This is a genomic window from Thermodesulfobacteriota bacterium (assembly GCA_034189135.1).
Lineage (GTDB): Bacteria > Desulfobacterota > Desulfobacteria > Desulfobacterales > JAUWMJ01 > JAUWMJ01.
Genome location: JAXHVO010000026.1, coordinates 65313 through 91305, shown reverse-complemented (window position 1 = coordinate 91305; position 25993 = coordinate 65313). Strand labels below are relative to the sequence as shown.

Here is a 25993-nt window from a genome sequence, read left to right as displayed (position 1 = left end):
AAAAACACATGGGCCAAAAAGGCACAAAGAATTTTGTATTGGTTTACGGGTGCCGGTTATACGATGCCCGGTTGAAAAAGACAAAAAACGTAAGCCAATTATGGAATCCTGTTTTGATGACTTAGATTTAAAACAGCTCATTCGAGCATTGAAATCGATATGAAAAATGCTTCAGTCATTGCCTGACTCTTTAAAAAAACTGTGAAATGTGAACTGTGAACTGACAACTGAGAACTGAGAACGATTAAATTAGTTTTCAAAGGATAAATACACCAATTTACTAATCAATAAACAAAAAGGGGCCTAACATGACACAAATTAATTTCGCCGGTGTTTTGGAAGAGGTGGTTACAGCTGATGAATTTTCTATTCGGCAAGCAAAGCAACTTTTAAAGGATGAAACTGTTGCGGTGCTCGGTTACGGTGTTCAGGGACCGGGACAGGCTTTAAATATGAAAGACAACGGTGTCAACGTCATTGTCGGTCAAAGAGAAGGAAGCGATTCATGGGACAGGGCCGTCGCAGATGGATTCATTCCCGGCAAAACACTTTATCCACTTGTAGAAGCAGCGCAAAAAGGAACGGTTATTCAATTTCTCCTTTCAGATGCAGGCCAGGTTGCAACATGGCCGGAGATTAAAAAATGTCTCAATGAAGGAGATGCCCTTTACTTTTCCCATGGTTTTTCCATTGTATATAAAGATCAGACGAATGTGATCCCTCCGGAAAATATTGACGTGATACTGGTTGCGCCCAAAGGTTCCGGACGAACGGTGCGCACAAACTTTTTAGACGGCAGTGGAATCAATTCCAGTTTTGCGGTGCATCAGGACTTTACAGGGAAAGCTAAACAAAGAACAATTGCCCTGGGAATTGCTATCGGTTCCGGTTATCTTTTCTCCACGACTTTTGAAAATGAAGTATACAGCGACCTTACCGGCGAGCGTGGTGTTCTGATGGGCTGCCTGGCAGGAGTTATGGAAGCCCAGTATAAGGTTTTACGAAAAAACGGTCACAGTCCCAGTGAGGCCTTTAACGAAACAGTTGAAGAACTGACTCAGAGTCTTATCAGACTCGTGGCGCAAAACGGCATGGACTGGATGTTTGCAAACTGCAGCACCACCGCGCAAAGGGGCGCCCTTGACTGGGCGCCAAAATTCAGGGATGCCGTGGCTCCGGTCTTTGATATGCTGTATCAAAATGTTGTATCAGGGAAAGAGACCAAACGGGTTCTTGAAGCAAACAGTGCGCCTGATTACAGAGAAAAGTTGCAAAAAGAACTGGATGAAATAAAGAATTCAGAAATGTGGAAAACAGGTGCGACGGTACGTTCTTTAAGACCTGAAAACAGAAAGTAAGGATTCATTTATTCAAGGGAGAAAAAGTGATGGACCCTATCATGCTATATGATACCACCCTAAGAGACGGAACCCAAGGTGAAAATGTCAGTTTCACTGCTGAAGAGAAAATCAAGGTTGCAAAAAGACTTGATGATGCAGGGATGCATTATATCGAGGGCGGCTGGCCGGATTCCAACCCAAGGGACAAGAAGTTTTTTGACCTTGCCAAAGACACCGTATTTAAAAATGCCAGACTAACTGCGTTTGGTTCAACGCGCAAACCAGGCATTGATGTGAAAAAAGATCATAATATCGCTGCACTCCTTGAAAGCAGCACGCCTGCTGTTACCATATTCGGAAAAAGCTGGGGACTTCATGTTAAAAAGATCATGGACAACTCCCTGGAAGAAAATCTTGCAATGATAGGTGATTCCGTTGAGTACCTCAAAGCAAATAATAAAGAAGTCATTTACGACGCAGAGCACTTCTTCGACGGGTTCAAGGATGATAAGGATTATGCCATGCGAACCCTGTTTTCCGCTATTGACTCCGGTGCGGATGTCATTGTGCTCTGTGATACCAATGGCGGCACCCTCCCCTTTGATATTGAATCTGTGACTAACCATGTAAAAAATTCTCTAAATGAAAAATACGCCGGCACAGCAAGTGCTTTTCCGGTTAAAATCGGAATTCATACCCATAACGACAGCGGGCTGGCTGTGGCAAATTCCATCACTGCAATAAAGGCCGGAGCTGTAATGGTACAGGGCACCATCAATGGTTATGGAGAAAGATGCGGAAATGCCGACCTCACCTCAATCATTCCCATTCTCAGTTTAAAAATGAATCTGCCTTGTGTTTCCATGGAAAATCTTGAAAAAATAAGAAAACTCTCCAGGTTTGTCAGTGAAACCGCCAATATGATTCCTTTAAACAGCCGGCCATTTGTCGGTAAAAGCGCTTTTGCCCATAAGGGGGGTATTCATGTAAGTGCGATTACGAAAGTGCCCAAGGCATATGAACATATAGATCCTCAGCTTGTGGGAAACATGAGACGGGTGCTTATCTCCGATCTTTCAGGCAGAAGCAACGTGGAATACAAAGCCAAAGAGCTTGGAATTAAGCTGGGTGGAAACGGGCATGACAGCAATAAAATCGTATCTAAAATAAAAAATATGGAACAGGAGGGGTACCAGTTTGATGTGGCCGACGGTTCTTTTAAAATTCTGGTGGAAAAGTTTACTGAACAGTTTAAACCACTGTTTGAACTGGAATCGTTCAGGGTAACGATTGAAAAGGATAAAAATCGACCCTGTTCATCCTATGCAACCATTAAGATAGCTGTGGATGGATTTCAAGAGATAACGGCTGCAGAAGGCAACGGCCCTGTCAGCGCGTTGGACAATGCCTTGCGAAAGGCTCTCGATAAATTTTTTCCGGATATTGATGCCATGCGCCTGGTCGATTTCAAAGTAAGAGTGATTGACGGACGTGACGGAACCGCCGCAAAGGTACGCGTTTTTATAGAGTCGCGCGATCAGGATGACATCTGGAGTACCATAGGCGTCTCCTCTGATGTCATAGAAGCAAGCTGGCAGGCCCTGGCAGATAGTTTTCAATATAAATTGTCAAAATAAGGGGCTTATAAACTATAGAATAATTTATTTAAAAAAGGAGAAAAACCATGAAAGATCGAGTATACATTTTTGACACCACTTTAAGAGACGGCGAACAGTCTCCGGGTGCAAGCATGAATACGGCTGAAAAATTGCGACTTGCAGTTCAATTGGAAAAACTTGGGGTGGATATTCTTGAAGCCGGTTTTCCGGCGGCCTCACAGGGAGATCTTGATGCGGTTTCACAGATAGCGCAAAAACTTGAAAAGACCGAGGTTACCGCCCTTGCACGGACATCAAAAGAAGATATCGACTGTGCCTGGGAAGCTATTAACCATGCAGCAAAACCAAGAATACACACCTTTATCGCCACTTCCGACATCCATATGGACTACAAGCTTAAAATGACACGGGATGAGCTAGTAAAGACTGCAGTGGAATCGGTCAAATATGCCCGGTCGCTTACCGATAACGTGGAATTTTCCGCCGAAGACGGGTCCCGGAGCGACCGGGATTTTCTGTGCAAGGTTTTCGAAGCGGCAATAGCAGCCGGGGCAACAACAGTCAACCTGCCGGATACAGTGGGATATGCAATCCCTGAAGAATTTTCAGAACTGGTAAAATACGTCATGACCCACACTCCCAATATCCACCAAGCGATATTGAGTATTCATTGCCATAACGATCTTGGCCTTGCCACCGCAAATACTCTGGCCGCAGTTAACGCCGGTGCAAGACAGGCTGAGGTAACCATAAACGGAATAGGAGAAAGGGCGGGGAACACCTCTCTGGAAGAAGTGATCATGGCGCTTCACACCAGGCCAAATTTCCTCCCCCTATCAACAGGAATTCAAACAAACCTGATCTATCCCACCAGCAGGCTTGTCAGTATGATTACCGGGATCATTGTTCAACCGAATAAAGCGATTGTAGGCGCAAACGCTTTTGCGCACGAATCCGGAATTCACCAGGACGGGGTGCTAAAAAATCCCATGACATACGAAATTATGAGGCCGGAAACAATCGGGCTAAACACAAATACGCTTGTGCTGGGAAAACATTCCGGAAGACATGCCTTACGCTCTCGTTTAAAAGAGTTGGGGTATGACCTTTCCGATGAGGAATTAAAACTGGTTTTTAAGAAATTTAAAGAGCTGGCTGACAAGAAGAAGCATGTGGTGGATGAAGACCTGGAAGTGATTGTAACGGAAGGAATCTTGCGTACCAAAGATATCTTCCGTCTTGAATACCTCCATGTGACCAGTGGAACAACCGTTCTTCCCATGGCCAGTGTAAAGCTCAACATAAGCGGAAGGTCGGTTAAGGGTGCCGATTACGGAAACGGCCCTATTGACAGTGCTTTTAATGCGATTGCCAAACTTACAGGCACGGAATCAGAACTTTTACGATTTTCCGTAAGTGCCCTGACCGGTGGAACGGATGCTCAAGGCGAAGTGACGGTACGTCTGAGAGAAAATGGTCTGGTCGCACTCGGTAAGGGGGCAGACCCGGACATTATCACCGCCAGCGCCAAGGCTTACGTCAACGGACTGAACAGGCTGGAATATCTTAAAGCCAACCCGGTGGTGGTAGCGATTTGAAGCAAATAAACAAACATTCAACATCGAACACCCAACGTCGAATTTTGAATAAGGTATTATACCCATTTAAAAACCGATGGAACGAATCGATTTCATCATTCGATGTTCAACGTTCGATGTTTATACCGCTTGCCATAAATATGTTCCGAAATATGGAATTGCGGTATAAGCGGTTGTAAAAAAAACGTTTCGATAACGGAACGTTTTTTTTTAACAACCACTATAAAAGAGACTTTTTGCTCTTCAGGCTCACTTTAAATTTTGCCCAGGTAAAGTCGATTATCATAGACTGCGTTCATTAAAAATCCCCTTAAGCGCTGAAGGACGTGGTTTTTAAAATCGGCTAAAAGTATTCTTTAGCTCGAAGTCTCTTTACTTGCTTTGCAAATCAACACATAGCTGAATCAGCTTTTCCACCTGATCATCAGGAACTTTTCCGCGCACAAGTGCCCGACACACCCTGTTTTTGTCAAGGATGATTATATTGGAAGTATCTTTTTTAAGTCCCCAGGCTTCGCGTAAGACAGCATCGTAGTCGAAAAGGATAACTGTTTTATACTTTTTCGCCTTTTTCCCGGCAATGAGCCGGATGGCAAAATCAGGCTTCCAGGTGGCCGCGCAATCTGCAATCCCCATCCCTTTATAACCTGCATCGGTCAAACGCCCATCGTCTTTTGCCTTTTTCATGGCATCAGTGAAAGGCTCATTCAAATCCGACTCATCCGGATCAACATAGTTTATCATAAGAACCTTTCCGGCCCATGACTCCATGGTGAAATCTTTTTTATCACTGTCTTTAAACGACCAGTCAGACGCCTTCTGTCCCACTTCAAGTTCACCTGCGAATACAGGTGTCCCCAGCAAAAACATAGAAGCCACCCATAGTAAAACCATCTTTTTCATTCATCCCCCTTACCCGAAAATGTCCCAAATTCATTGGAACAAGCCGGAACTTAAAAATTAACACCCACCAGTCAGTAAAAATACATATGTGGGAAACCTGTCAAGCCAGGATGACCGGCCTGACCGGTTAATCACTTCCCAACCTCATAGCCTCCTGCCTCCCAGCTTTTCACTTAGTTTCCATGGTAAATCGATCAGGTCTCTATAGTCCCGATAATATCTTTTATAGATTTAATTTTTCTTTCTATGAGAAACCCTTCTATGCCTTCTATTATATCAACGGTCGCATGTGGATTTACAAAATTTGCTGTGCCGACTTGTACAGCGACAGCGCCAGCAATCAAAAATTCAAGTGCATCTTCAGCACATGCGATACCACCCACTCCAATCACAGGAATTTTTACACCCTGAACCACCTGCCATACCATGCGCAATGCAACAGGCTTGATTGCCGGACCGGAAAGTCCCCCGGTAATATTTGCAAGTTTTGACCTTCGGGTCTCAATGTCAATGGACATACCGGTAATTGTGTTTACCAGTGACAGAGAATCTGCGCCGGCACCTTCAACGGCTTTGGCTATTTGGGTTATGTCCGTCACATTGGGAGACAGTTTGACGATAAGTGGCTTGGAAGTATTTTTTCTGACAGCACCGACCACCTCTGCCGCAGTTTCCGGAACCACTCCAAAAGCGATTCCCCCGGCCTTTACATTGGGACACGAAATATTGACCTCAATACCGGCAATTTCATATAGCTCATCTATGCGTGCGGCAAGGCGTGCATAGTCGCCGATATTTTCTCCGTAAATATTGGTAAAAACCGGTGTGGTGAGCTTTTTTAAATAGGGTAGCTTTTCCTTTACAAATGCTTCAATCCCCACATTTTCAAGACCGATGGCATTTAGCATCCCACAGGCGGTTTCCACAATTCTGGGTGGCTTGTTTCCCATCGAAGGTTCAAGTGACAACCCCTTCACAATAATACCACCCAGCCGGTTTAAATCAACCAGCGCCTCAAACTCCGCGGCATAGCCGAATGTACCGGATGCCGTCATTACAGGATTTTTAAGCTCTATCCCTCCAATGTCTGTGGTTAAATCAGGTTTTGTTGCCATCGTGTAACTTATAAAACAGACCCTTCCCTGTTGCAAGTTTTATTCATTTTTTTCGCCACCGCTTTGATTCGGGCCTCCAGATTAAGCAAATAGGCGGGCTCCGGCTGCTTGGGTCCGTCGTTATTGTCGTATTCGATTTCTTTAATCCGCATCTTTACCCTATCAAGATCTCCGCCCTCTTCAACCAGGCAAAGCTCTACCCGTTGTCGAAACCGTTCACACTCCTGCATTGACTCTTTCAGATATTTTTTAGCATCATCACCGGTATATACAAAAAGGTGGCCGGGGCATAATATTTCAATATCTATTGAAGCAAGCCCTTTTAACGAGTTGAAATACTGATCATAATCAAGAAGACAATCTGAAACGATATATCCGGTTCGATCCGGCTGTCCTGCGGCTTCAGATGACATTAAGATCCTTTTTTCCCGTATATAATAACTCAGACAGTCTGAAGTATGACCTGGCGTCTCTATCACCCGAATATTCAACCCGTTTGAAATTTCAACAATATCACCATCCTTAACGGTTTGGTCTATCTCAAACGGCTGAAACATCACAGATGAAGCAAAGTCTATTTCCATCTCCCCGGCCATTTCCTTTGAAGCCTGATTCAATGTTCTTATTAATTTGATTGCATGGGGACGGCCAAGGATCTCTTTTGCTTTTTGGGATGCAATGACTTTCATTAACGGAAAATGCTTTTTAAGGATGGATACAGATCCACAATGGTCAAAATGGGCATGGGTTAAAAAAAGATACTCGGGTTGTCTATTGCCAAGAATTTTTTTAATCTCTCCCGCATATATTTCACCTAAAAAAGTAAATCCTGCGTCAAAAATGAGGGGATGAACCCCGTCCATAACATAAACCGGTATGGCCGCATGTCCGATAGAGTAAAAATTTTCAATGATTGGACCTGTTTTATTAATAATCATTTGGTGCAACCGTTAACGACTTTAAACTTGAAATAAAAATTAGAAATTCGGGAGAGATGAAACGGATTTACGGGTTGAAGATAAAATTTCCGATTTCAACGCTTTGCGAACACTCTCCATATTTTTAACCATTCATATCAAAGTATGGTCATCTTGTGAATATTAAAATGCATGTCATATTGACAATTTATTAGCAATGATGGATAAGGCAATGTATTTATTGAACCGTCAACTCCGCCTAATTGAGAATGTATTGCTATGCCATATAAAGACATTGCCAAAGAACTTATCATCATTCTAAGTGTTACGGTTATTGCTGCATTTACCGTTAATTATTTTTCCCCCAACGGCATCGCTCTGTTTGGGCAGTGGGATACATCTCAGGGAGTGATTACTGCAAAACCAAAAAACGATCCTGTTTCCGGCGATTTTTTGCAAATAAACGATGCAAATACAGCCAAAAAAATTTATGACGCGGGAAAAGCTGTTTTTGTCGATGCCCGAAGTTTTGAAGTGTTTATTAATGGTCATATTAAAAATGCGGTATCGATTCCGGCAAATCAGTTTTTTGAGTTTATCGATCACTTTAAAACAAAATACCCCTCTACTACACCCGTCATTGTCTACTGTTCCGGAAGAGAGTGCAATGACAGCCATGAACTGGCTCAATATCTTATGGAAGAGGGATATGAAAATGTAAACGTTTTTATAGATGGCTACCAAGAATGGAAAAAAAGAGGCTATCCGGTTGAACCATAACCTAAAAATACTATTTTACAGCCACTGGATGGAATTACTTATTCGATGGCTGATTGGTATTACATTTATATATGCCAGCTATCACAAAATCGTTGCGCCTGCCCATTTTGCAAAAATCATTTACGGGTATTATCTTTTCCCTGAATGTATCATAAATCTGACCGCCATTATTTTACCCTACCTGGAACTTTCATCCGGTATTGCCCTGATACTGGGAATATACCCTCGATCCGCCATGCTTATTTTACAGACAATGCTGTCGGTTTTTATGGTGGCTTTGCTTATCAATTTGATACGGGGTTATAACTTCGACTGCGGCTGTTTTTCATTTGGTGAACGGGGATATGGATATTCGGTTTTGGGCTTATTTGTACGGGACCTCATATATTTTATTTTAGGTTTGCAGTCGCTCTTTTTTAATTTACCCAGAAAATGGTGTATTTTACAAAGTGGCGGTCTGTTAAAAAATATTGGTCCTTGTAGAATTTAGATGGAAAAGAGGGTATAAGAATTTCAAGGGTCCCGTGGTTTCTTTTCTGAAGATTTCATCAGCACTTTCTTCCTTAATTCGACGTTCGCTGATTAATTTTTTTAAGCTGCCCATATATCCAGGCTGAAGCTGTTTATACCTGAGCCGCTACTTATCCAGTGCTTGACGAATGACATGGGAAAGATCTTTCATCACCACCGGTTTCATCAGAAATCCCTTTATCCCTATAGACTCCGCTTTTTCTTTGGACATCATTTCGCTGAATCCGGTGCACAGAATAATCGGAATTTCAGGTCGAATTTTTATCAACTCACCTGCCAGTTTATCTCCGGTCATATTCGGCATGGTCAAATCGGTAATGACCAGATCAAACACCTGGGGGTTGGCCCTGAATGCCTCCAAGGCATCAGTGCTGCTGGTACGAGTTGTCACATGATACCCCAACCGCTCAAGCATTTGCATTTCCATCTGAACAATCATATCCTGGTCATCAATCAGTAGAATTCGCTCATTCCCTTTTTGAACGGGTATATCGGTTTCCTCTTTCTGACTTACCTCCTCGGTTTTTATTGAAGGTAGATAAACATGAAATAGTGCTCCCTCACCAGGCTTGCTGTTAACATCAATATGTCCGTTATGACTTTTAACAATCCCATGAACCACGGCAAGGCCCAAACCCGTTCCCTTGCCTTCTTTCTTGGTGGTAAAATAGGGATCAAATATTCGGTTGACTATGCTCTGTTCCATCCCCGGGCCGTTGTCTGCCACAGTCAGGCAGACATATTCCCCCGGAATCATGGCCGGGTCTTTTAAGTCTTCGGTCTCCAACCAGACTTCCTTTAAGGATATTGACAGTTTCCCGCCGGTTCCCTCCATGGCATGAAAGGCATTGGTGCACAGGTTCATGACAACCTGGTGAACCTGAGTCGGATCCGCCATCACCAGCCCGCAATCGCTTTTTATATTTCGCCTGATCTTAATGGTGCTCGGCAATGAAGACTTGAGCAGCTTCAAGGCTTCTTTGATTATGCGCTGAATTTCTATAGGTTTACGCTCGTGATCCGATTGGCGGCTGAACGCCAGGATCTGTTTAATCAAATCCCGTGCCCGTTTGGCACCGTTAAAAACCTCCACAAGGTAGCCGTGGAACCGGTCGTCTTGCGGAATGTCTGCCAGCAGCATCTCCAGATAGCCGAATATGGGAAAAAGAATGTTATTAAAATCATGAGCGATCCCCCCGGCTAGGGTGCCGATGGATTCCATCCTCTGAGCCTGTTGAAGCTGGTCTTCAAGCCGGTACTTGTCAGTAATATCATGGGCAATTTCAATAACACCGATCAAGTTTCCATTAATGTCAAAAACCGGCTCAGCTTTTAGATCGAACATTTTCTTATCCGAAGTATGTTGGATGACATGTTCTGTCTTTTTTGTTTTGAAGGTTTTCACTACCGGGCAACTTTCACAGTGCCTTTTCGAGCCATCCCCCCAAAAACTATAGCATTTATGCGTCACCATTTCTTGGGGAGATTTACTAACCGAATCAGCGGCAGCCTTGTTTGCCCATAGTATTTCCAGGTTTGTATTAACGAATCTGATGCTGGTGGTGATGCCGTCCAGTATCGCCTTTTTTTCCGCTTCACTTTTTCTCATTTCTTCATGGGCACGTTTAAGTTCAGAAACATCGGTTAATGCTACGATTTGGCCCTTGGCAGGGTCGGATGGGTCAAGGGCGCTCAACCGAAGGATACAATCAAAAACCGATCCATCCTTTCGCACCCATTTTGTTTCTACCTGGGCATTGCCTGATTCCTCAATGCCGGCGTAAAGCTCTCGGCCTACCCGATGAAACTCTTCATCGTCCGGGTAGAAAATTCTGGCGCTTTTTCCCAAAAGTGAGCCTGATTTATAGCCGACCATGCGGTACATGGTCTCGTTCGCCCAGTCCATTGTGCGGTTGATAACCAAACCGATCCCCACTGGAGAAGCTTTAAGGATCGCCTTAATTCGCTCCTCGCTTTCCCGCAGCGCTTCTTCGTTCTGCTTGCGTTTAGAAATGTCACGGGCTACACCGATTCTGCCCATGGCATGACCATCATCATCCAGGAGTGATGCCACCTTTAATTCCACCGGGACCGTCTTTCCATCCTTATGTTTAATCTCTACCTCATAAATGGGAATGACCTCGCCGGAAAGCCCGCGTTTAAATCGGTCAACCGTCGGTTCAATATATTCAGGGACAAGAATTTCAGTAAAAGAACGCCCAATGTAGTCTACGACGACAAAGCCGGTCACTTTTTCAAATTCAGGGTTAAGATAGGTAAACCTTCCATCCGGATCGATGATGAAAACAAGATCGGTAATGGTTTCCACCAGGCTGCGATACTTCTCCTCGCTCGCCTTCAATGCCATCTCCATCCGCTTGCGCTCGGTAATTTCCAGCGAAACCCCGATTAAGCCTGAGATATTTCCTTCCGTGTCTCGGAGCGGTTCAACGTGTGTTTGAAAGGTTATGCCACCCCAGGTTTGCTCATAGTTTACCGATTCACCGTCGAGGGCGCAGAGGTGAGATGCAATGGGTAGAAACATCGGGTCGTCGGTCTGGAAGTATTGGTAAAGCGTTTGCCCTGTGACTTGCCCGGGCTTGAGCTTTAATACTGCAAGCCCACTGCCATGTGATGAGGTAAAGCGAAGATCGGTATCTGTGGTCCACAGGACAGCACCGACCTGCTTAAGAATCAAAGAAAGCCGCTTTTCACCGGCGCTCAGCCTTTCTTTGGCCTTACCCAGACGGATCAAAGAAAATACAAGCCCGAATACAATAATACCGAGAAGCAGCAAGATACCGCTGAGGGTGTAAAGGGTGATTAGGGTTTTTTGAGCCAGCTTTGATGTATTGGTTGAAACACCTAAAATCCATTTTCGGTTCTGAAGAAATACTTCAGAAATAATATTCATATGCTGTCCGGTCAAACCATACCCTGAAATCTTTCCTTCATTTTTTTTCAGTAAATCGTTTGATAAATCGGAAGATTCGGGCAAATCCGAAATAAATTTACCACGAAGTTCAACATCACGATGAAACAGAATGCGGCCATCTTCCTGTAATATAAATCCATATCCCGAGGTAAGTTTAGTAAGTGCCTCCGAGTATCGTTTGAAAAACGGTTCCGCCCTGACGATAAACAAAACAGCTCCTTTAAATACTCCTCTTGAATAAACGCCTGAGTAAAGCACAAATCCCAAATCCAGGGGATCCATGAAACCATTAGTGCCGACTTCAGAGAGTCTGGATAAATCCCCTGCAATAATTGCCTCTGAAAAATAGACTCTATTTGGCCGGTGCTGCGTTTTTATAAAATATTTGGATTCGTGAAAACTTGATTTCACTGATACCGGGTTTGTTCCGGCAACACCCTTTCCATTGACATCCAAAATCAAAATTTCAGCAATGGCATTTGGGTGATGGCCCAATACAAAATCCAGGTAACCATAGAGCTCTCTGCTCACCTTCATGTCGCTGTTGGACAGATATTTTTCAATCCTGAGAAGATCGGAACGTAAGGATTCAGAGTAAAATTGAAGCTGTTTCGCACCGGCTTTCACCTGCTCTTCAAATTCGCCCACAGCGGCTTCCCGGTTTAATTTTACGTAGTTGAACGTAACGCTCAAAATACCTAGGCAAAAACCGAAAAATATGAGTACACCCCCCAAAAACAGCATGTAATTTTTCTTAAACATAATTGCACCCGAATACTTCCCTGATGGTTACCAGGAGTTTAATCCTCAATAGATGAATAAAAATCACCGGTAGATATATTCTCACTTGTAATGACCCAAGGCTTCACCAGATGCTCTTTCCATTCCGGGAGATTGCCGGTTTTCAAGTAGTGAACGAGCCTCTCCAATGCGATCTCTACCTGGCTGATGGGGTATTGGATGGTCGCATCCAATCGGCCTTCACGTATGGCTATCAACGCCTTCGGAATGGCATCAGTCCCAATGGTTAATATCTTTTTAGGAGGTATACCTGCGTTTTCCATTGCCTCTATGGCTCCCAATAGCATATCGTCATTCTGCGAATACACTGCGTTGAAACCAGCAACCGTAGCCAGAGCCTCTTCCATAACCCAATAACCCTCATCATGAAAAAACCCACCGCTCTTGTTGAACACGACCTTCATGGAAGGGTATTTTTTAATTTCATCATAAAAGCCCTTTGAACGATTGATTGCAGGTGAAGAGCCGACAGCTCCTTCCAAAACGATGATATCGCCAACACCTTTCAGCCTGTCTGCAAGGAACCGGCATGCAAGGCGGCCTGCCTCTACATCATCTGAACCTACAAAGAAAAGGTACGGTGCTCCAGTTGCAGAGCGGTCAAAGGCCACTACGGGGATTTTTTTTCCAGAGGCAAACTCAAGTGTCGGAATCAACCCTTTTACATTTACGGGATCCGTAATGATCGCATCCACGCCTCTTTTGACTAAATTCTCGATATTAATAGCCTGTTTGGCCACATTATTCCCCGCATCATAGGTAATCAAATCTACACCCAACTCGGCAGCCTTTTTACGTATGGCATAGTAGGCAAACTTCATCCATGTCATCTCCACATTCATTGCAGCAAAGCCTATGGTAAACCTATGTTTTTTTTCACTCTCTCCGTGAGAATAGGTTGAGATAAAGACAGTAAGTGCAAAAACTGCTGTCAGCAAGAATGGAAAATTATTTAATCTGGGGAATTTCATGAATAACCTCCCTTTTTCTCGAATTTCTCCTTTCTAATCTCAAGTTTCAGACCGTAAACGACTGCCGGCTTCCAATTCTTCTTTTACCGCCAGTCCAATTTTTTCTATGGTATAGGGTTTTTTGATGTATTTTCCCGCCCCCAATTTCTGGGCGGCCTTTACGTCCTCCGTTTCGGCAAACCCGCTGGCTATAATCGCCTTTTGACCAGGATGAATTTTGATTATTTCCCGGTATGTCTCATGTCCGTTCATTCCATTCGGCATAATCATGTCCAGCACGATCAAGTCCACGGAATTCTCTTTTAAATATTCAACCGCTTTTTCTCCACTTAGCACCGCTTCCGTAGTATAACCCAGCTTGATCAATAATCTTGATGCGATTTCTCTTTGATTCTCCTCATCATCAACCACAAGAATTTTTTCTCCATGGCCGACATAATCCTCAAAGGGTATATCCTGTTTAACCAGTCTAGATTCATCTCTGGTTACCGGAAAATATAGTTCAAATACCGTGCCGTTCTCATTGCTCCTTATATTTATATATCCATCGCAATCCTGTACTGTATTCCATACCACGGCCAAACCTAAACCGGTGCCGCTCCTGCCCATTATTTTTTTGGTATAGAATGGCTCAAAAATTCTCTCTAGATCTTGGGAAGATATACCCGAGCCATCGTCCGATACGGTCAGCATGGCATATTCACCGGTACGAACATCCTCATATCCTTTTAAAGGCTCGTCTAAATACCTGTTAATGGTGGATATAGTGATTGTTCCCCCATCTTCAATAGACTCGGAAGCGTTGGCAACCAAATTCATCAATGATTTTTTAATATGGGTTGGAGAACAGTGTATATTCAATAAATCCTCATCAAGCTTTGCTTCTACATACACAGATGGATGTGTTTTATTGATCTGTTGGTATTCAGCAGAATTCAGGTATTCTTCCACCAAGGCATTTAAGTTGATAACCTCTTTACCGGTAGCAACCCCTCTGGCCACTGTTAACAAATCCGAAACCACATCAGCAGCTCTCTCGCCGGACTCTTTTATGACCTCAACAGGTTCTCTAATCGGGCTGTCTGCCGGTAAATCCATTAAAAGCAAATCAGGATAGCTTACAATTCCAGAGAGAATATTATTCAAATCGTGGGCGATCCCTCCTGCCATCAGTCCCAGGGATTCCATCTTCTTTGACCGGGCAAGCTTTTCATTGCTTTCCTGCAACTCTTTTTCTGCCTGTTTTCTTTCCAATATGGCATGCAATACCGGAGCGATATATTCAGCGACCGATTCAAGAACGATTTTATCTGATTTAACATAATCTTCTGTTTTATTGGCAACGGTGAGCACGCCTATTGATCTATCCTTAAACACGATGGGTACAGTCAAACATCGGTCAATCGGAATATGTCCTTGGGGAACTTTGAACGGTTTGTTGGCGTATGCTGATTTTTTCGTTCTTAATCCTTTCCCCCAGATACTGTTTCCCCAAGTGTCTCTGGGAAAGACAATATCTTTTTCTGTCATTTGACATTGATCCCAGATGTCTCTGGTCATTGATGGACAAACCAATGCACCCTGTTGATTAATATAACCAAACACGCCAAATTTGCTTTTCATTATATGTAAAACAATCGTCAATACTTCCCAGTACATTTGTTCATCCGTTTTAGTGAGGAAAATGTTGGCAATCCGATTTCTTAATTTTTCTTTCTCCTCACTCTCCCGCAGTACATTCTCAACACGCAAACGCTCTTCAACCTCATGCTCCAGCTTTTTTTTTGCTTCCATTAAATACAAACGCTCTGTTTTCAAAGTGCGATTCAAAGACTTTTCCGCATCGTGGGTGGAGGCCAGGCCTTTTACCAGTACAGCTACAGATATGGCGGCAATCGCGTTCAGAAGCACAAAATTTGCACCCGCAACGATCATTGCTATCATGGTATTAAAAAATGGAAAGGTCTGGCCAAAGAAACCCGCACTAATCAGCCAGTATAAAATTGTAAGTGTAATGGCATTGATGGCCAAGCCCGCCATGGCGGCTCTGGCTCCCAGAAGAATCCCCATCAACACCGCAAAGGCAAACAGCCAGGCGGGGCCACCGCTCAAAGGGCCCACATTAATAATAATGACCAATCCCAGGCCATAGACCAGCATTAAAGCAATAGCTGCCCGAATTTCATATCTTAAACGGTTTGAAAGCAACAGATACATACCCATTAGCCACACAAACCAATCAAAGGCCAACAAGGCCCACATTTTTTCCTTGATCAACATCACAGCTACCGGCACTAAGGCAAAAATACCGATGATCACCCCGGTCAGAATAATAGCAAACAGGATATACACCCGCCAGTAGGTGAGGCTGTCTTTCTCTACTACAACACCTGGGGCCATCCTGCTTATCGCAAACGCCTTAAATCTTTGAAAATAACCCGATTTCTTCTCAATTGGTTTCATTAAACCTATTTTTCCTTTTTTAAGGTTCCTGCACAACTACTCACGTCGTCAGGCTGGAGCTGTTTAGACCGAAGGCTGAAGGGAGCAGAAGAATACGATTGCCCAATTTTGCTGGAATTTAATTCCTGTACCAAACATGGCTGAAAAATTGATTTTCCCTAACAGTCTTCGGCCTTCAACCTATCCAGCTGAATAATCACTCATCCAACACGCGGCGAATCATATTGGAAAGGTCTTTCATCACCACCGGTTTCATGAGGAATCCCTTTATCCCCAAAGACTCCGCCTTTTCCTCAGACATCATTTTGCTGAATCCGGTACAGAGAATCACCGGTATATCCGCACGAATTTTGCTTATCTCCTCTGCCAGTTGCTCACCAGTCATTTTCGGCATGGTCATGTCGGTAATGACCAAATCATACCGTTGGGAATTTTTCTTGAATGCTTCTAAAGCATCCACGCTACTGGTATATGGGACCACATGATACCCCAGTCGTTCCAGCATCTTTTTTTCCATCTGAATAATGGTGCCCTGGTCATCGATCAGTAGAATCCGTTCATCCCCTTTTTGAACGGGTGTATCGGTTTCGCCCTTTGCTGCTTCTCTCCCGGGTTTTATTAACGGCAGATAAACATGAAACTCACTCCCCTTACCGGGCTCGCTGACAACGCTAATCTGACCGCCATGGCTTTTAACAATCCCATGAACTACCGAAAGTCCCAAACCGGTGCCTTTCCCTTCTTTTTTGGTGGTAAAATAGGGATCGAATATCCTTCCTATGGTGCTTTGCGCCATACCCGGGCCGGTGTCGGCCACCGTCAGGCAAATATGTGGACCCGGAGTTATGGCCGGGTCTTTGATGTCCTTAGAGACTAACTCAACTTCCTTCAGGTTTATAGTCAGTTTTCCACCGGTATCTTCCATTGCATGGAAGGCATTGGTACACAGGTTCATGACGATCTGATGAATCCGGGTGGGATCGGCCATGACCGGCCCGCAATCGGTCTTTATGCTTTGACTGATCTCAATTGTGCTCGGTAAAAATGACTCGACCAGATGCAGGGCCTCTTTGATAACCAGATGCACCTTCAAGGGTTTCATCTCATGATCCTTTTGCCGGCTGAAGGTGAGTATCTGTTTGGCCAAGTCCCTGGCACGCTTCGCTCCGTTAAAAACCTTTTCAAGGCTTTCATGCAATGGGCTGTCTTGGGGAACGTCTCCCAGCATCATTTCCAGATAACCGAACATGGGAAAAAGAATATTGTTAAAATCGTGGGCGATGCCACCTGCTAGGGTACCGATGGACTCCATCTTTTCGGCTTGCTGAAGTTGCGCTTCGAGTTTTTGTTGTCTGGTTATGTCAACAAATATTGTAAAAATAAACTTTTCCTCTTTTACCCGAAGCAATTTGGCAAACATCAACGTATTGAGAATGGAGCCGTCCTTAGTCTTAAAATCCATCTTCAATCCCCTGCTTTCCCCTGACCTATACACCTCATTTATCAATCTGTCTCTGTCATTGACAGAATATAAACCTATTTCTATTGTACTTTTTCCAATAATTTCATCACGCGGATATTGGGTCAGCTCACAAAACATATCGTTGACATTCACCAACTTGCCTGTATCCGCCTCTGTAATGGCAATACACTGAGGAGATAAATTAAAAAAAGTTCTGAATTTATCTTCACTCTCCTGCAGTGCCTCCTCAATCTGCTTCCTATTGTTGATGTCCCTTCCAACTCCAATGATACTCACCACATTTTCGTTTTCATCGAGCATGGCAGTATCCACCCACGCCAGCCATTTCCATCCATCCTTTGTGGCGGCACGCTGTTCCATATAGGCGGTATAGGGTGGTTGATAAAGAGCTTCCATTGCTTTTTCCGTGTTTTGCTGATCATCCTTATGAACGAGGGGCATGAACCTCTGGCCGATCAACTCTTCCTCTGTCTTGTTAAACATCTCACAGTAAGATGGGCTTACAAATTCGAACCTTCCATCGGAATCAACCTTGACAATAAGATCCGTTTGATTTTCTATTAGCAATCGATATTTCTCTTCACTCTCCCGCAGTGCCTCCTCTGCCTGTACGCGCTGAATCAATTCTTTTTTTAATTCCCCTGTTCTTTGATCAACCCTTCTTCTTAAGGATCTGTTCCACAGCGCAATGCCAACAACTATTAAGCCACAACCACCGACGATCACCAGAATTGTAAGCCAGAATTCTTTCTGCTTAAATAGCGATTTTTCCTCCAAATGGATCCACTTACCTAAAATTTCTTCCTTCCTGCTAGGTGAGATTTGATCCAACGCCTTCTTCACTATCACATTGAGCTCCGGCCAGTCCTTGCGTGAGGCAAAGGAAAGTCTGGTATAATAGCCGGTCTCACCTGCGACACGAAGATTGGTGATCCCTTCCTTTTCAATATAATAAAGTGCCACCGGAAGGGTTGCCACCAGGGCGTCCGATATACCTAAGGCCACTTTTCTCAGGCCTTCCTGCAAGTCATTGACTAAATCGAGTTTCATGGTGGGAAAATCGTTTTCCAAAAACTCCTGCCAGAGATAGGCCTTGACCACGGAAACTTTCATGGTGGAGAGATCCTCAAGTGTAATATCGCCGGATACTTTTGTTCTGGTTATGATTACCCCCGGTAGTATGATATGGGGCTCGGAAAAGGTGAGGTATTTGGATCGTTCCGGCGTTTGCGCTGCCGCGGGAATGGCATCCACCTCTCTGGATTTGGCTTTTTCAAGGACCTCATCCCAGTTTTTGCACTTGATCACTTTAAAATTAATTCCGGTTTTCTTTTTCACAATCTGTATAAAGTCAGCCGAAATTCCCCCGTAGTGGCCCTTATCATCTATCCAATCGATGGGAGGAAAAAACGGGTCGGGAGCAATCTTAATAGTCCTGTGTTGGGAAAGCCATTTCCTCTCATGGTCGGTTAGCTGAACTGAAATTATTTCATTTGGGTTCTGTGCCCCTGACCACGGAACAAACCAGAATAAAATGATAGATAAAATAAAGCATAAGATGCTTCTCTTAAAGTGTTGGTAAAGGAAGCAAAATAGTCTCTTTTTACACCTCTTTTGCAAAAGGGTCATGGCCGTATCCTTTTTAAACCTGCCAATTCACTCATCGTTTATGGGATTTTCTTGATGCTTCAAAAATCTCTATTTCCCCAGTTCCTGTTGAACCGCAATGCCTATTTTTTCTAACGTAACCGGCTTCTTTATGTATTGACCGGCGCCTAATTTTTGAGCTTCCTTTACTTCATCTGTTTGAGAAAACCCACTGACTATAATGGCCTTTTGTTTGGGATGAATCTTAATGATCCTTTCGTATGTTTCCCGACCATTTATGCCCGGGTCCATAATCATATCAAGCAAGACTAAATCCACTGTGTTATCTTTTAAATACTCAACGGCCTCTTCGCCCCTGGATACTGCTTTCGTTTTATAGCCTAATGTATCCAACATTTTACAAGATATTTCACGTTGGCTTTCCATATCATCAACAACCAGCACCGTTTCCTGGCTTCCTTGGTAATCTTTGATGGGTATGGACAAGGCTTTATCCGATATTCCATCTCTGGTTATGGGGAAAAACAGCTCAAAGGTTGTACCGTTTTCGTCACTTGTCACATCTATATAGCCTTGGTGATCTTGCATCGTATTCCATACCACCGCCAGGCCTAAACCGGTACCGCTTCTGCCCATGACCTTCTTGGTATAGAATGGTTCGAATATCCTCTCAAGGTCAACCGATGATATTCCTGAACCATCGTCTGATACAGAAAGAACAACGTATTCACCGATGTTTACATCATCATACCCCCTTAAAGGTCTGTCAATATAACGGTTCAGGGTTGATATGGTAACATTGCCGCCACCCTCAATGGCTTCCGAGGCGTTTGACACTAGATTCATTACCACCTTTTCGATATGAATATGAGAACCGCTTATGTTAAACAAGTCCGTATCAAGCTTGGTCTTGATCCTAACTGTTGGATGAAACTGTTTCAGTTTATTATGCTCTGGAGAACTTAAGTAATCATCAATAAGATCATTTAAGTTCAGAACTTCTTTGGTAGTAGCCACCCCTCTTGCCACGGTTAACAGGTCTTGAACGATGGCGACCGCCCGGTGCCCGGACTCCTGAATGGTCTCAATAGGTTTTCGAAATTTGCTGTCTTCAGGTAAATCCAATAAAATCAATTCCGGATAGCTTACAATCCCCGACAGGACGTTATTCAAATCGTGAGCCACACCACCTGCCAGAAGTCCCAGGGACTCCATTTTTTTCGATCTTGCGAGCTTTTCTTCGCTCTCCCTCAGGACCGACTCCGCCTGCCTGCGCTCGGTAATATCGCGTGTTACCCCAATAATACTTTGGGGTTGGCCATCAGCACCGTATATAAAATTCGCTTCAGTCTCAGTCCATACCGTAGAACCATCTTTACAGTTAAGTTCAAGCTCCACTTTTCTGGATCTGTGTCGGGGTTTTTGTCCTTTGTTATGCTCCTCCAGCTCTTCAGTAAATGCTTTCAGGGCAATATCCACAGAGGCAGGAGTTATAACTTCCTCAAAAGATTGGGCCATAGCCTCTTCGACCGTATAACCTCGCAATCGGGTGATGGAAGGACTGATGTAGGTAAACTTCATTTCCATATTCATAGTCCAGATATTGTCATCCACGTTATCAGCAAGAAGTCGGTAAAGTCTTTCACTCTCCTGAAGAACTTTCTCAGTATGCAACCGTTCCTCAACTTCATGCTCCAGCTTTTTCTTTGCTTGTAGTAAATTTAACCGCTCTGTTTCCAAATTACGATACAAAGACTTTTGCCTCTCATGGGTCGATACAAGGCCTTTTACCAATACTGCTACAGATATGGCGGCAATTGTGTTTAAAAGCACAAAATTTGCCATGGCAGATATCATGGTTTCTATGGTGTCGAAAAATGGAAATATATGGCCAAAAATGCCTGCGCTGATCAGCCAGCCGATGATCATTAGTGTAATTGCGTTAACGCATAGTGCAACGATTGCTGCTCGTGCTCCAAGGAGAACCCCGACAAGAACTGCAAAAGTAAACAGCCATATGGGACCACCACTCAATGGTCCTACCGAAATGGTTATAACCAACCCCAAGGTATAAAATAGTATCAAAGCTATTGCCGCACGCATTTCATACCTTAGGCGGCTTGAAAGCAGGAGGCTCATGCTAACTGACCAAACCACTATGTCAAAGAGAAACAGGCCCCATAATTTTTTCTTGATTACCAAAGTGATTGAGGGCACTAACACAAAAATGCCTATCAACAACCCAGTTACAATAATCGCAAACAGGATACGCACCCGCCAGTAAATCAGGTTTTCTTTCTCTATTACAACTCCTGGAGCCATCCTGTTCAGGGTTGAATTTCGAAATTTCTGAAAGTAACCGGGTTTCGTCTCAAGCGGTTTCATTAAAATTTATTTTCCTTTTTGAAGATATCTTTAAGCGAGTCCTAAAAATTCAAAAGCTCTTCGACATACCGAAACAGGTCTGCTTTTTCCACCGGTTTTACCATATAGCCATCTGCCCCGGCTTCTATTATGCGGTCCCTGTTTTGTTTGCTGTCATGGCCAGTTAGGGCCAGTATTTTTATATGTGAGGTTTCCGGATCTTTCTTTATCTGTCTGCAGACCTCAAACCCGCTCATCTCCGGCATAAACAAATCAAGGACAATCAGGCCTGGATTAAATTTTACCACCTTGGCCCCGGCTTCAAAACCACTGGATGCCGTTTCTGTTTCGTATCTTTTAGCTGAAAGCATTACGGTAAGAAATTTCTGAATCTGGGGATCATCGTCTACAATTAGGATCTTTTTATGGGAAGAATGGTTGTGTACCAAAGGATACATCTTCTTTTTAATAATAAAATCTTCCAGATCTCCTTTTAGAATTCTGTAATGTCCGCCGGGTGTGCGCGATGCCTTCAGTTCACCGGAAGTCACGCACTTCATCAGCGTCCATCTGCTTATGGCGCAGCGTTTTGCCGCCTGTGGAATACTAAATATCTCATCGTTTTCTTTATTCATATTTCTCCTTTGTCGCCTGGCCATAACGATATAATTAGTATAAATGGTGTAAATGGTGTAAATGGTGAAAATGGTGAAATTGGTGTAAATGGAGTAAACGGTGTAAATATATATTGGTAAGGATAAATTAGCAAGAAAAAACTGAATGGAATAGTCCAAAGGTACAAAATTTAGCGTTCAGTGCTCATAATATATTGACATATCACACTTTATTGCCAATACTCAAACTGATCGCTTTCATCCAATGGGTAAAAGATAACTGCCATTTAAAATGAAATATCATTTTTTATGCAGTTAGGCTGCTTCAAACACCAAGCTGTGAACACCTAAAGCAACTAGTTACTATTAATCTTGACATATGATTTATTAGGCATAAAATTCCCTTAAAGAATAAAAGCTAAAAACCAAAAAATGCAGTTCATCGAAAAACTCAAAAAAGCTTAGCAATAACCTCGCCATGATTAAAATTGTTAACCGATAAAAAAGGACGTATCTATGTACAACCATCTATTCGGTCCGGTACCTTCAAGACGATTGGGAATATCATTGGGACTCGATCTGGTTCCCATGAAAACATGTACCTTAAACTGTATCTACTGTGAATGCGGACGAACCACTCACCTTACTTTAAATCGTAGAGAATATGTGCCCTTCGAAGAGATCAAGAAAGAACTTTCTCATTTTTTGTCTCACCATCCGAAGCCGGACTATATCACATTCTCAGGTTCTGGTGAGCCCACCTTAAATTCGGCCATTGGGGATGTGATTCGTTTCATCAAAACACAGGCTTTTAATATTCCTGTGGCTGTGCTTACCAACGGCACACTCCTTTTCCAGAAAAATGTCCGTGACGATATCAAAGATGCCACCGTGGTCATACCTTCTTTAGACGCGGCTAGTGAAATATCTTTTGCCAAAATCGTTCGGCCCAATCCAAAGCTTAATATCGATACCGTTATCGAGGGCTTGATCCAATTTAGAAAAGAATATTCCGGACAAATCTGGCTGGAAATTTTCATCGTCCCCAGCATTAATAATACAAAGGAGGAATTAACTGCACTTAAAGACGCGATAGAAAAAATAAAACCGGACCGGGTGCAACTCAATACATTGGACAGGCCGGGAACCGTCCAGAATATTCGCTCAGCCACCAGCAACGAGCTTAAAAGCATTATTGATTTCTGGCACCTTGATTATGCCGAAATAATCGCCAAACCACCCAAACGGAAAGAACTTCTCTCCTATCGAAAAGACGCCGAATCAGCCATTCTGGAAACCATTGCAAGACGCCCCTGTACCTTGCAGGATCTCACCGAATTGCTGGGTATGCATATGAATGAGGTGAATAAATATCTTGATGTACTTGAGGCAGACAAAAAAATCAAAGTGGTGAAACAAAATCGAGGGTTTTTTTATCAAATCCAGGAAGATCCCTCCTTTTCCCATAACTAACTGAGGGTTCGGGCCGTTTTTCCATCTCTACTCAGCTCATCCGGGGAAGCGACCCTATGCCGGTACAAGCCTTAACAATATTACCGAGAAACTGACGTACGGCAGCTATCTCGCTGAGATAGGATTTGAACCAGCCCCATCAAACAGATTTTCACGGCGGCAATGATCATCACTGCCTGTATCGGTTTAACGTAAAAGATAGGGGGCGTGTACAAAGCGCTATACTCATTGGTTAAGGCTTGTACCGGCATAGGGTCGCTTCCCCGGATGAGCCTCTAACAATCATTAAAGCGCAAATGGTTCACAAAAAAGGCATTGATGAAAAATTCCCCAATCCCTCAACTAACTGAGTATTAATACAACTGCTTATTCACCCCCAAGTCTCAAACAACCGCTATAGATTCTTCAGACAAAATATCAAACAATTTTATTTGAGCCTATGCCCATAATAGTCCTTGACAAAATGTTTTACAGTATTTATATTATGGTCAAATGATCATAATATGAGGTTTTCTTTATGCCCAGACCGATAAAACCGAGATTTGTTTCCGGATATCCCACCATCATCGCTTTTATACCTCAGGGAGTGCCGGTAACAGGTGAAGTTTTTCTCTCTGTAGAAGAACTGGAAGCGATCAGACTGACCGATTTTGAGCATCTTGATCAGGAAGCTGCTGCCAGCATGATGAAAGTATCACGTCAAACGTATGGCAGGATTTTAGCAAAAGCGCGAAGTACGGTTGGAGAAGCTCTGGTGACTGGAAAAGCCTTAAAGGTAAGTGGTGGAACATACAAATTTCGAGGGATGCACCGACGTCAGCGGCGAAGAGGCGGCAGAAGGTTTTGAAAATAAATAGTGTTAAGGAGGTGAATCATATGCCAAGAGGTGACGCAACAGGACCGGATGGTCAGGGGCCTAAAACTGGAAGAGGCTTAGGAAAATGCGGCAAAGGCACCCGGAATAATCCTTCCCAGGGAGGTCAGGGAGGCATGGGATCAGGACGGGGCGGCGGCAGAGGCCAAGGCCAAGGCAGAGGTGTCGGCAGAGGTCAGGGTCGTGGCGGAGGTATCGGCCGGGGCCGTGGCAACCGATAATATTTGATAAATCTAACACACAAAATGGATGGTTTCATAAAAACAGTTTGTAGCTTTTGATGAAACCATCCCCTTACAATCACGCTAAAAAAGGAGGAACTTATCATGCCAGGATTTGACGGAAGTGGACCAATGGGCGCCGGTCCGATGACCGGTGGCGCAAGAGGTGTTTGCAATCCGGCAAATGCCGGATTCAACCTGCAATTTGGAAGGGGTTATGGCAGAGGTATGGGTTTAAGACGCGGCTTCAGGGGCGGAGCCGGCCAGGGAATGGGTGTAGGCCCGGGATATGGCAGAGGCTTTGGGTTTTATCCACCTGTTGGCGGCACATTTTATCAAATGACAGCGGAAGATGAAATGAGCATGCTAAAGACCCAAGCAGATTATATCAAAACCTCATTGGATGCCATCCATAAACGAATAAAAGAGTTGGGCAAAAAGCCTACAGAATAGGTGCCTGCTGAGATTAATAAACGAGACCTTTGCAAAAAGGCACTTTTTGTCCGATTTCTGCGTCAGGTTCAAATTTCAATTCTCGAAATATTCAATATATTCCTGTGGTTGAAATTTTCACCTTCCTTAAACTCGAACAAAAATTATCATTTTTCAAAGGTCTCTAAACTCCTTAAAAATAATACTTTCCCTTTCCTTTTGCACCGACCCTCTCCCACTAGAGGAGAGGGTGTTTTCTAGCTTTCTACGAATCTGTCAAACTCAGCTGTTACACATAATCGTGTGTACCTGAAACTAACTTTACCCCGGTTTTATTCTCCTGCACAACCGTAATCACTTTCCATATAAGCACCACAACCGACTATGGCAACTTTTTCCATTTTAGCCATTTTTTTTTAATTAATGATCGCAGGCATTATCACCGGTTTCGAGATTATTTTCCAGATAGCTCTTTACCAGAACTTCGGGTTCTAACGACGGCGCTCCGGTGACCACTTCTATCCCATTCTGGTTAAACAGGTTGACCGCCATGGCACCCATTCCTCCCGCAATAATCACATTTGCACCCATATCATGGAGCCATTTCGGAAGCACTCCGGGTTCATGTGGCGGGGGCACAAGAATTTCTTTATTTTTTACTTCGTTTTGTTCAACTTCAACAAGTGCAAACTCCTGACAATGCCCAAAATGAGCCGTCAATTTTCCTTCAGCCAATGGTATTGCAAATTTCATTATAAATTTCCTCCAAAAATTTTTTTATACTTTGTCGTTTTCAATAAAGGGACACGGATGAACACGGATTACATGGATATATTAATTTTCATTTTTAAAATGTCAACAATAGAACAAGAATTTGGAAAATCCGTGTTCATTTATGAAAATCTGTACCCTACCTTGGAAACCAAACGATTACCTTCACCTAAAAAATGT

General features: G+C 43.5%; 19 protein-coding genes. 9 read left to right on the top strand and 10 right to left on the bottom strand.

Annotated elements, in window-relative coordinates:
• Nucleotides 1–308: 308 nt before the first annotated feature.
• Genes ilvC through SWH54_03560 form a run of 3 tightly spaced genes read left to right on the top strand, consistent with a single transcriptional unit; the run spans nt 309 to nt 4557 of the window.
• Complete coding sequence (gene ilvC, locus SWH54_03570) at nt 309–1358, top strand: ketol-acid reductoisomerase (GenBank protein MDY6790328.1); 1050 nt, start codon at nt 309–311, stop codon at nt 1356–1358.
• A 29-nt stretch (nt 1359–1387) separates the two neighbouring features.
• The gene (cimA, locus tag SWH54_03565; GenBank protein ID MDY6790327.1) at nt 1388–2977 is read left to right on the top strand and encodes a citramalate synthase; all 1590 of its coding nucleotides are present in this window, start codon (nt 1388–1390) and stop codon (nt 2975–2977) included.
• A gap of 47 nt (nt 2978–3024) precedes the next feature.
• Nucleotides 3025–4557: a 2-isopropylmalate synthase gene (locus tag SWH54_03560; GenBank protein ID MDY6790326.1), complete on the top strand. Its 1533-nt coding sequence runs from the start codon at nt 3025–3027 to the stop codon at nt 4555–4557.
• A 372-nt stretch (nt 4558–4929) separates the two neighbouring features.
• Here SWH54_03560 and SWH54_03555 read toward each other — a convergent pair whose 3' ends face one another.
• The 3 genes from SWH54_03555 to SWH54_03545 all read right to left on the bottom strand — a co-directional run bounded on the left by SWH54_03555 (nt 4930) and on the right by SWH54_03545 (nt 7513).
• Nucleotides 4930–5460 (bottom strand): YtfJ family protein, encoded by a 531-nt coding sequence (locus SWH54_03555; protein ID MDY6790325.1) that lies wholly within the window; start codon nt 5458–5460, stop codon nt 4930–4932.
• 194 nt (nt 5461–5654) lie between these two features.
• The gene (locus tag SWH54_03550; protein MDY6790324.1) at nt 5655–6575 is read right to left on the bottom strand and encodes a dihydroorotate dehydrogenase; all 921 of its coding nucleotides are present in this window, start codon (nt 6573–6575) and stop codon (nt 5655–5657) included.
• An 8-nt stretch (nt 6576–6583) separates the two neighbouring features.
• On the bottom strand, nt 6584–7513 hold the full coding sequence (locus SWH54_03545) for an MBL fold metallo-hydrolase (GenBank protein ID MDY6790323.1): 930 nt from the start codon (nt 7511–7513) through the stop codon (nt 6584–6586).
• Nucleotides 7514–7771: 258 nt separating this feature from the next.
• Between SWH54_03545 and SWH54_03540 the strand changes: the two genes are divergently transcribed.
• Both SWH54_03540 and SWH54_03535 read left to right on the top strand, forming a co-directional pair.
• Entirely contained in the window at nt 7772–8272 is a 501-nt protein-coding gene (locus tag SWH54_03540) for a rhodanese-like domain-containing protein (GenBank protein ID MDY6790322.1), read from the top strand.
• Complete coding sequence (locus SWH54_03535; protein MDY6790321.1) at nt 8262–8762, top strand: MauE/DoxX family redox-associated membrane protein; 501 nt, start codon at nt 8262–8264, stop codon at nt 8760–8762. Before SWH54_03540 ends, SWH54_03535 begins: the two co-directional genes overlap by 11 nt.
• A gap of 147 nt (nt 8763–8909) precedes the next feature.
• Here SWH54_03535 and SWH54_03530 read toward each other — a convergent pair whose 3' ends face one another.
• From SWH54_03530 to SWH54_03505, 6 genes are all read right to left on the bottom strand, one after another.
• Nucleotides 8910–12500, bottom strand: a complete 3591-nt coding sequence (locus SWH54_03530) for a PAS domain S-box protein (GenBank protein ID MDY6790320.1) — start codon at nt 12498–12500, stop codon at nt 8910–8912.
• 38 nt (nt 12501–12538) lie between these two features.
• Entirely contained in the window at nt 12539–13510 is a 972-nt protein-coding gene (locus SWH54_03525) for a substrate-binding domain-containing protein (protein MDY6790319.1), read from the bottom strand.
• A gap of 39 nt (nt 13511–13549) precedes the next feature.
• The gene (locus tag SWH54_03520) at nt 13550–15973 is read right to left on the bottom strand and encodes a response regulator (protein ID MDY6790318.1); all 2424 of its coding nucleotides are present in this window, start codon (nt 15971–15973) and stop codon (nt 13550–13552) included.
• 196 nt (nt 15974–16169) lie between these two features.
• Nucleotides 16170–19085, bottom strand: a complete 2916-nt coding sequence (locus SWH54_03515) for a PAS domain S-box protein (protein ID MDY6790317.1) — start codon at nt 19083–19085, stop codon at nt 16170–16172.
• 69 nt (nt 19086–19154) lie between these two features.
• Nucleotides 19155–21449 carry a response regulator gene (locus SWH54_03510; GenBank protein ID MDY6790316.1) on the bottom strand — a complete coding sequence of 765 codons (2295 nt, stop codon included), beginning with the start codon at nt 21447–21449 and terminating at the stop codon, nt 19155–19157.
• 41 nt (nt 21450–21490) lie between these two features.
• On the bottom strand, nt 21491–22063 hold the full coding sequence (locus SWH54_03505; GenBank protein ID MDY6790315.1) for a response regulator: 573 nt from the start codon (nt 22061–22063) through the stop codon (nt 21491–21493).
• A 495-nt stretch (nt 22064–22558) separates the two neighbouring features.
• On the opposite strand from SWH54_03505, the gene SWH54_03500 reads away from it, so the two are divergent.
• The 4 genes from SWH54_03500 to SWH54_03485 all read left to right on the top strand — a co-directional run bounded on the left by SWH54_03500 (nt 22559) and on the right by SWH54_03485 (nt 25063).
• The gene (locus tag SWH54_03500; GenBank protein MDY6790314.1) at nt 22559–23515 is read left to right on the top strand and encodes a radical SAM protein; all 957 of its coding nucleotides are present in this window, start codon (nt 22559–22561) and stop codon (nt 23513–23515) included.
• Nucleotides 23516–24032: 517 nt separating this feature from the next.
• Nucleotides 24033–24362 (top strand): DUF134 domain-containing protein, encoded by a 330-nt coding sequence (locus tag SWH54_03495; protein ID MDY6790313.1) that lies wholly within the window; start codon nt 24033–24035, stop codon nt 24360–24362.
• A gap of 29 nt (nt 24363–24391) precedes the next feature.
• Nucleotides 24392–24610: a DUF5320 domain-containing protein gene (locus SWH54_03490; GenBank protein ID MDY6790312.1), complete on the top strand. Its 219-nt coding sequence runs from the start codon at nt 24392–24394 to the stop codon at nt 24608–24610.
• Between the two features lie 105 nt (nt 24611–24715).
• On the top strand, nt 24716–25063 hold the full coding sequence (locus tag SWH54_03485; protein ID MDY6790311.1) for a DUF5320 domain-containing protein: 348 nt from the start codon (nt 24716–24718) through the stop codon (nt 25061–25063).
• A gap of 399 nt (nt 25064–25462) precedes the next feature.
• Here SWH54_03485 and SWH54_03480 read toward each other — a convergent pair whose 3' ends face one another.
• Nucleotides 25463–25795, bottom strand: a complete 333-nt coding sequence (locus SWH54_03480; GenBank protein MDY6790310.1) for a NifB/NifX family molybdenum-iron cluster-binding protein — start codon at nt 25793–25795, stop codon at nt 25463–25465.
• Nucleotides 25796–25993: the final 198 nt, after the last annotated feature.

What these genes read in the sequence shown, in the direction of transcription:
- SWH54_03500 (MDY6790314.1), top strand. Translation starts at nt 22,559, where the DNA reads ATGTACAACCATCTATTCGGTCCGGTACCTTCAAGACGATTGGGAATA.
- SWH54_03480 (MDY6790310.1), bottom strand. Translation starts at nt 25,795, where the DNA reads ATGAAATTTGCAATACCATTGGCTGAAGGAAAATTGACGGCTCATTTT.
- SWH54_03520 (MDY6790318.1), bottom strand. Translation starts at nt 15,973, where the DNA reads ATGAAACCAATTGAGAAGAAATCGGGTTATTTTCAAAGATTTAAGGCG.
- SWH54_03490 (MDY6790312.1), top strand. Translation starts at nt 24,392, where the DNA reads ATGCCAAGAGGTGACGCAACAGGACCGGATGGTCAGGGGCCTAAAACT.
- SWH54_03560 (MDY6790326.1), top strand. Translation starts at nt 3,025, where the DNA reads ATGAAAGATCGAGTATACATTTTTGACACCACTTTAAGAGACGGCGAA.
- SWH54_03495 (MDY6790313.1), top strand. Translation starts at nt 24,033, where the DNA reads ATGCCCAGACCGATAAAACCGAGATTTGTTTCCGGATATCCCACCATC.
- SWH54_03505 (MDY6790315.1), bottom strand. Translation starts at nt 22,063, where the DNA reads ATGAATAAAGAAAACGATGAGATATTTAGTATTCCACAGGCGGCAAAA.
- ilvC (MDY6790328.1), top strand. Translation starts at nt 309, where the DNA reads ATGACACAAATTAATTTCGCCGGTGTTTTGGAAGAGGTGGTTACAGCT.
- cimA (MDY6790327.1), top strand. Translation starts at nt 1,388, where the DNA reads ATGGACCCTATCATGCTATATGATACCACCCTAAGAGACGGAACCCAA.
- SWH54_03550 (MDY6790324.1), bottom strand. Translation starts at nt 6,575, where the DNA reads ATGGCAACAAAACCTGATTTAACCACAGACATTGGAGGGATAGAGCTT.
- SWH54_03485 (MDY6790311.1), top strand. Translation starts at nt 24,716, where the DNA reads ATGCCAGGATTTGACGGAAGTGGACCAATGGGCGCCGGTCCGATGACC.
- SWH54_03530 (MDY6790320.1), bottom strand. Translation starts at nt 12,500, where the DNA reads ATGTTTAAGAAAAATTACATGCTGTTTTTGGGGGGTGTACTCATATTT.
- SWH54_03545 (MDY6790323.1), bottom strand. Translation starts at nt 7,513, where the DNA reads ATGATTATTAATAAAACAGGTCCAATCATTGAAAATTTTTACTCTATC.
- SWH54_03540 (MDY6790322.1), top strand. Translation starts at nt 7,772, where the DNA reads ATGCCATATAAAGACATTGCCAAAGAACTTATCATCATTCTAAGTGTT.
- SWH54_03510 (MDY6790316.1), bottom strand. Translation starts at nt 21,449, where the DNA reads ATGAAACCGCTTGAGACGAAACCCGGTTACTTTCAGAAATTTCGAAAT.
- SWH54_03515 (MDY6790317.1), bottom strand. Translation starts at nt 19,085, where the DNA reads ATGACCCTTTTGCAAAAGAGGTGTAAAAAGAGACTATTTTGCTTCCTT.
- SWH54_03525 (MDY6790319.1), bottom strand. Translation starts at nt 13,510, where the DNA reads ATGAAATTCCCCAGATTAAATAATTTTCCATTCTTGCTGACAGCAGTT.
- SWH54_03555 (MDY6790325.1), bottom strand. Translation starts at nt 5,460, where the DNA reads ATGAAAAAGATGGTTTTACTATGGGTGGCTTCTATGTTTTTGCTGGGG.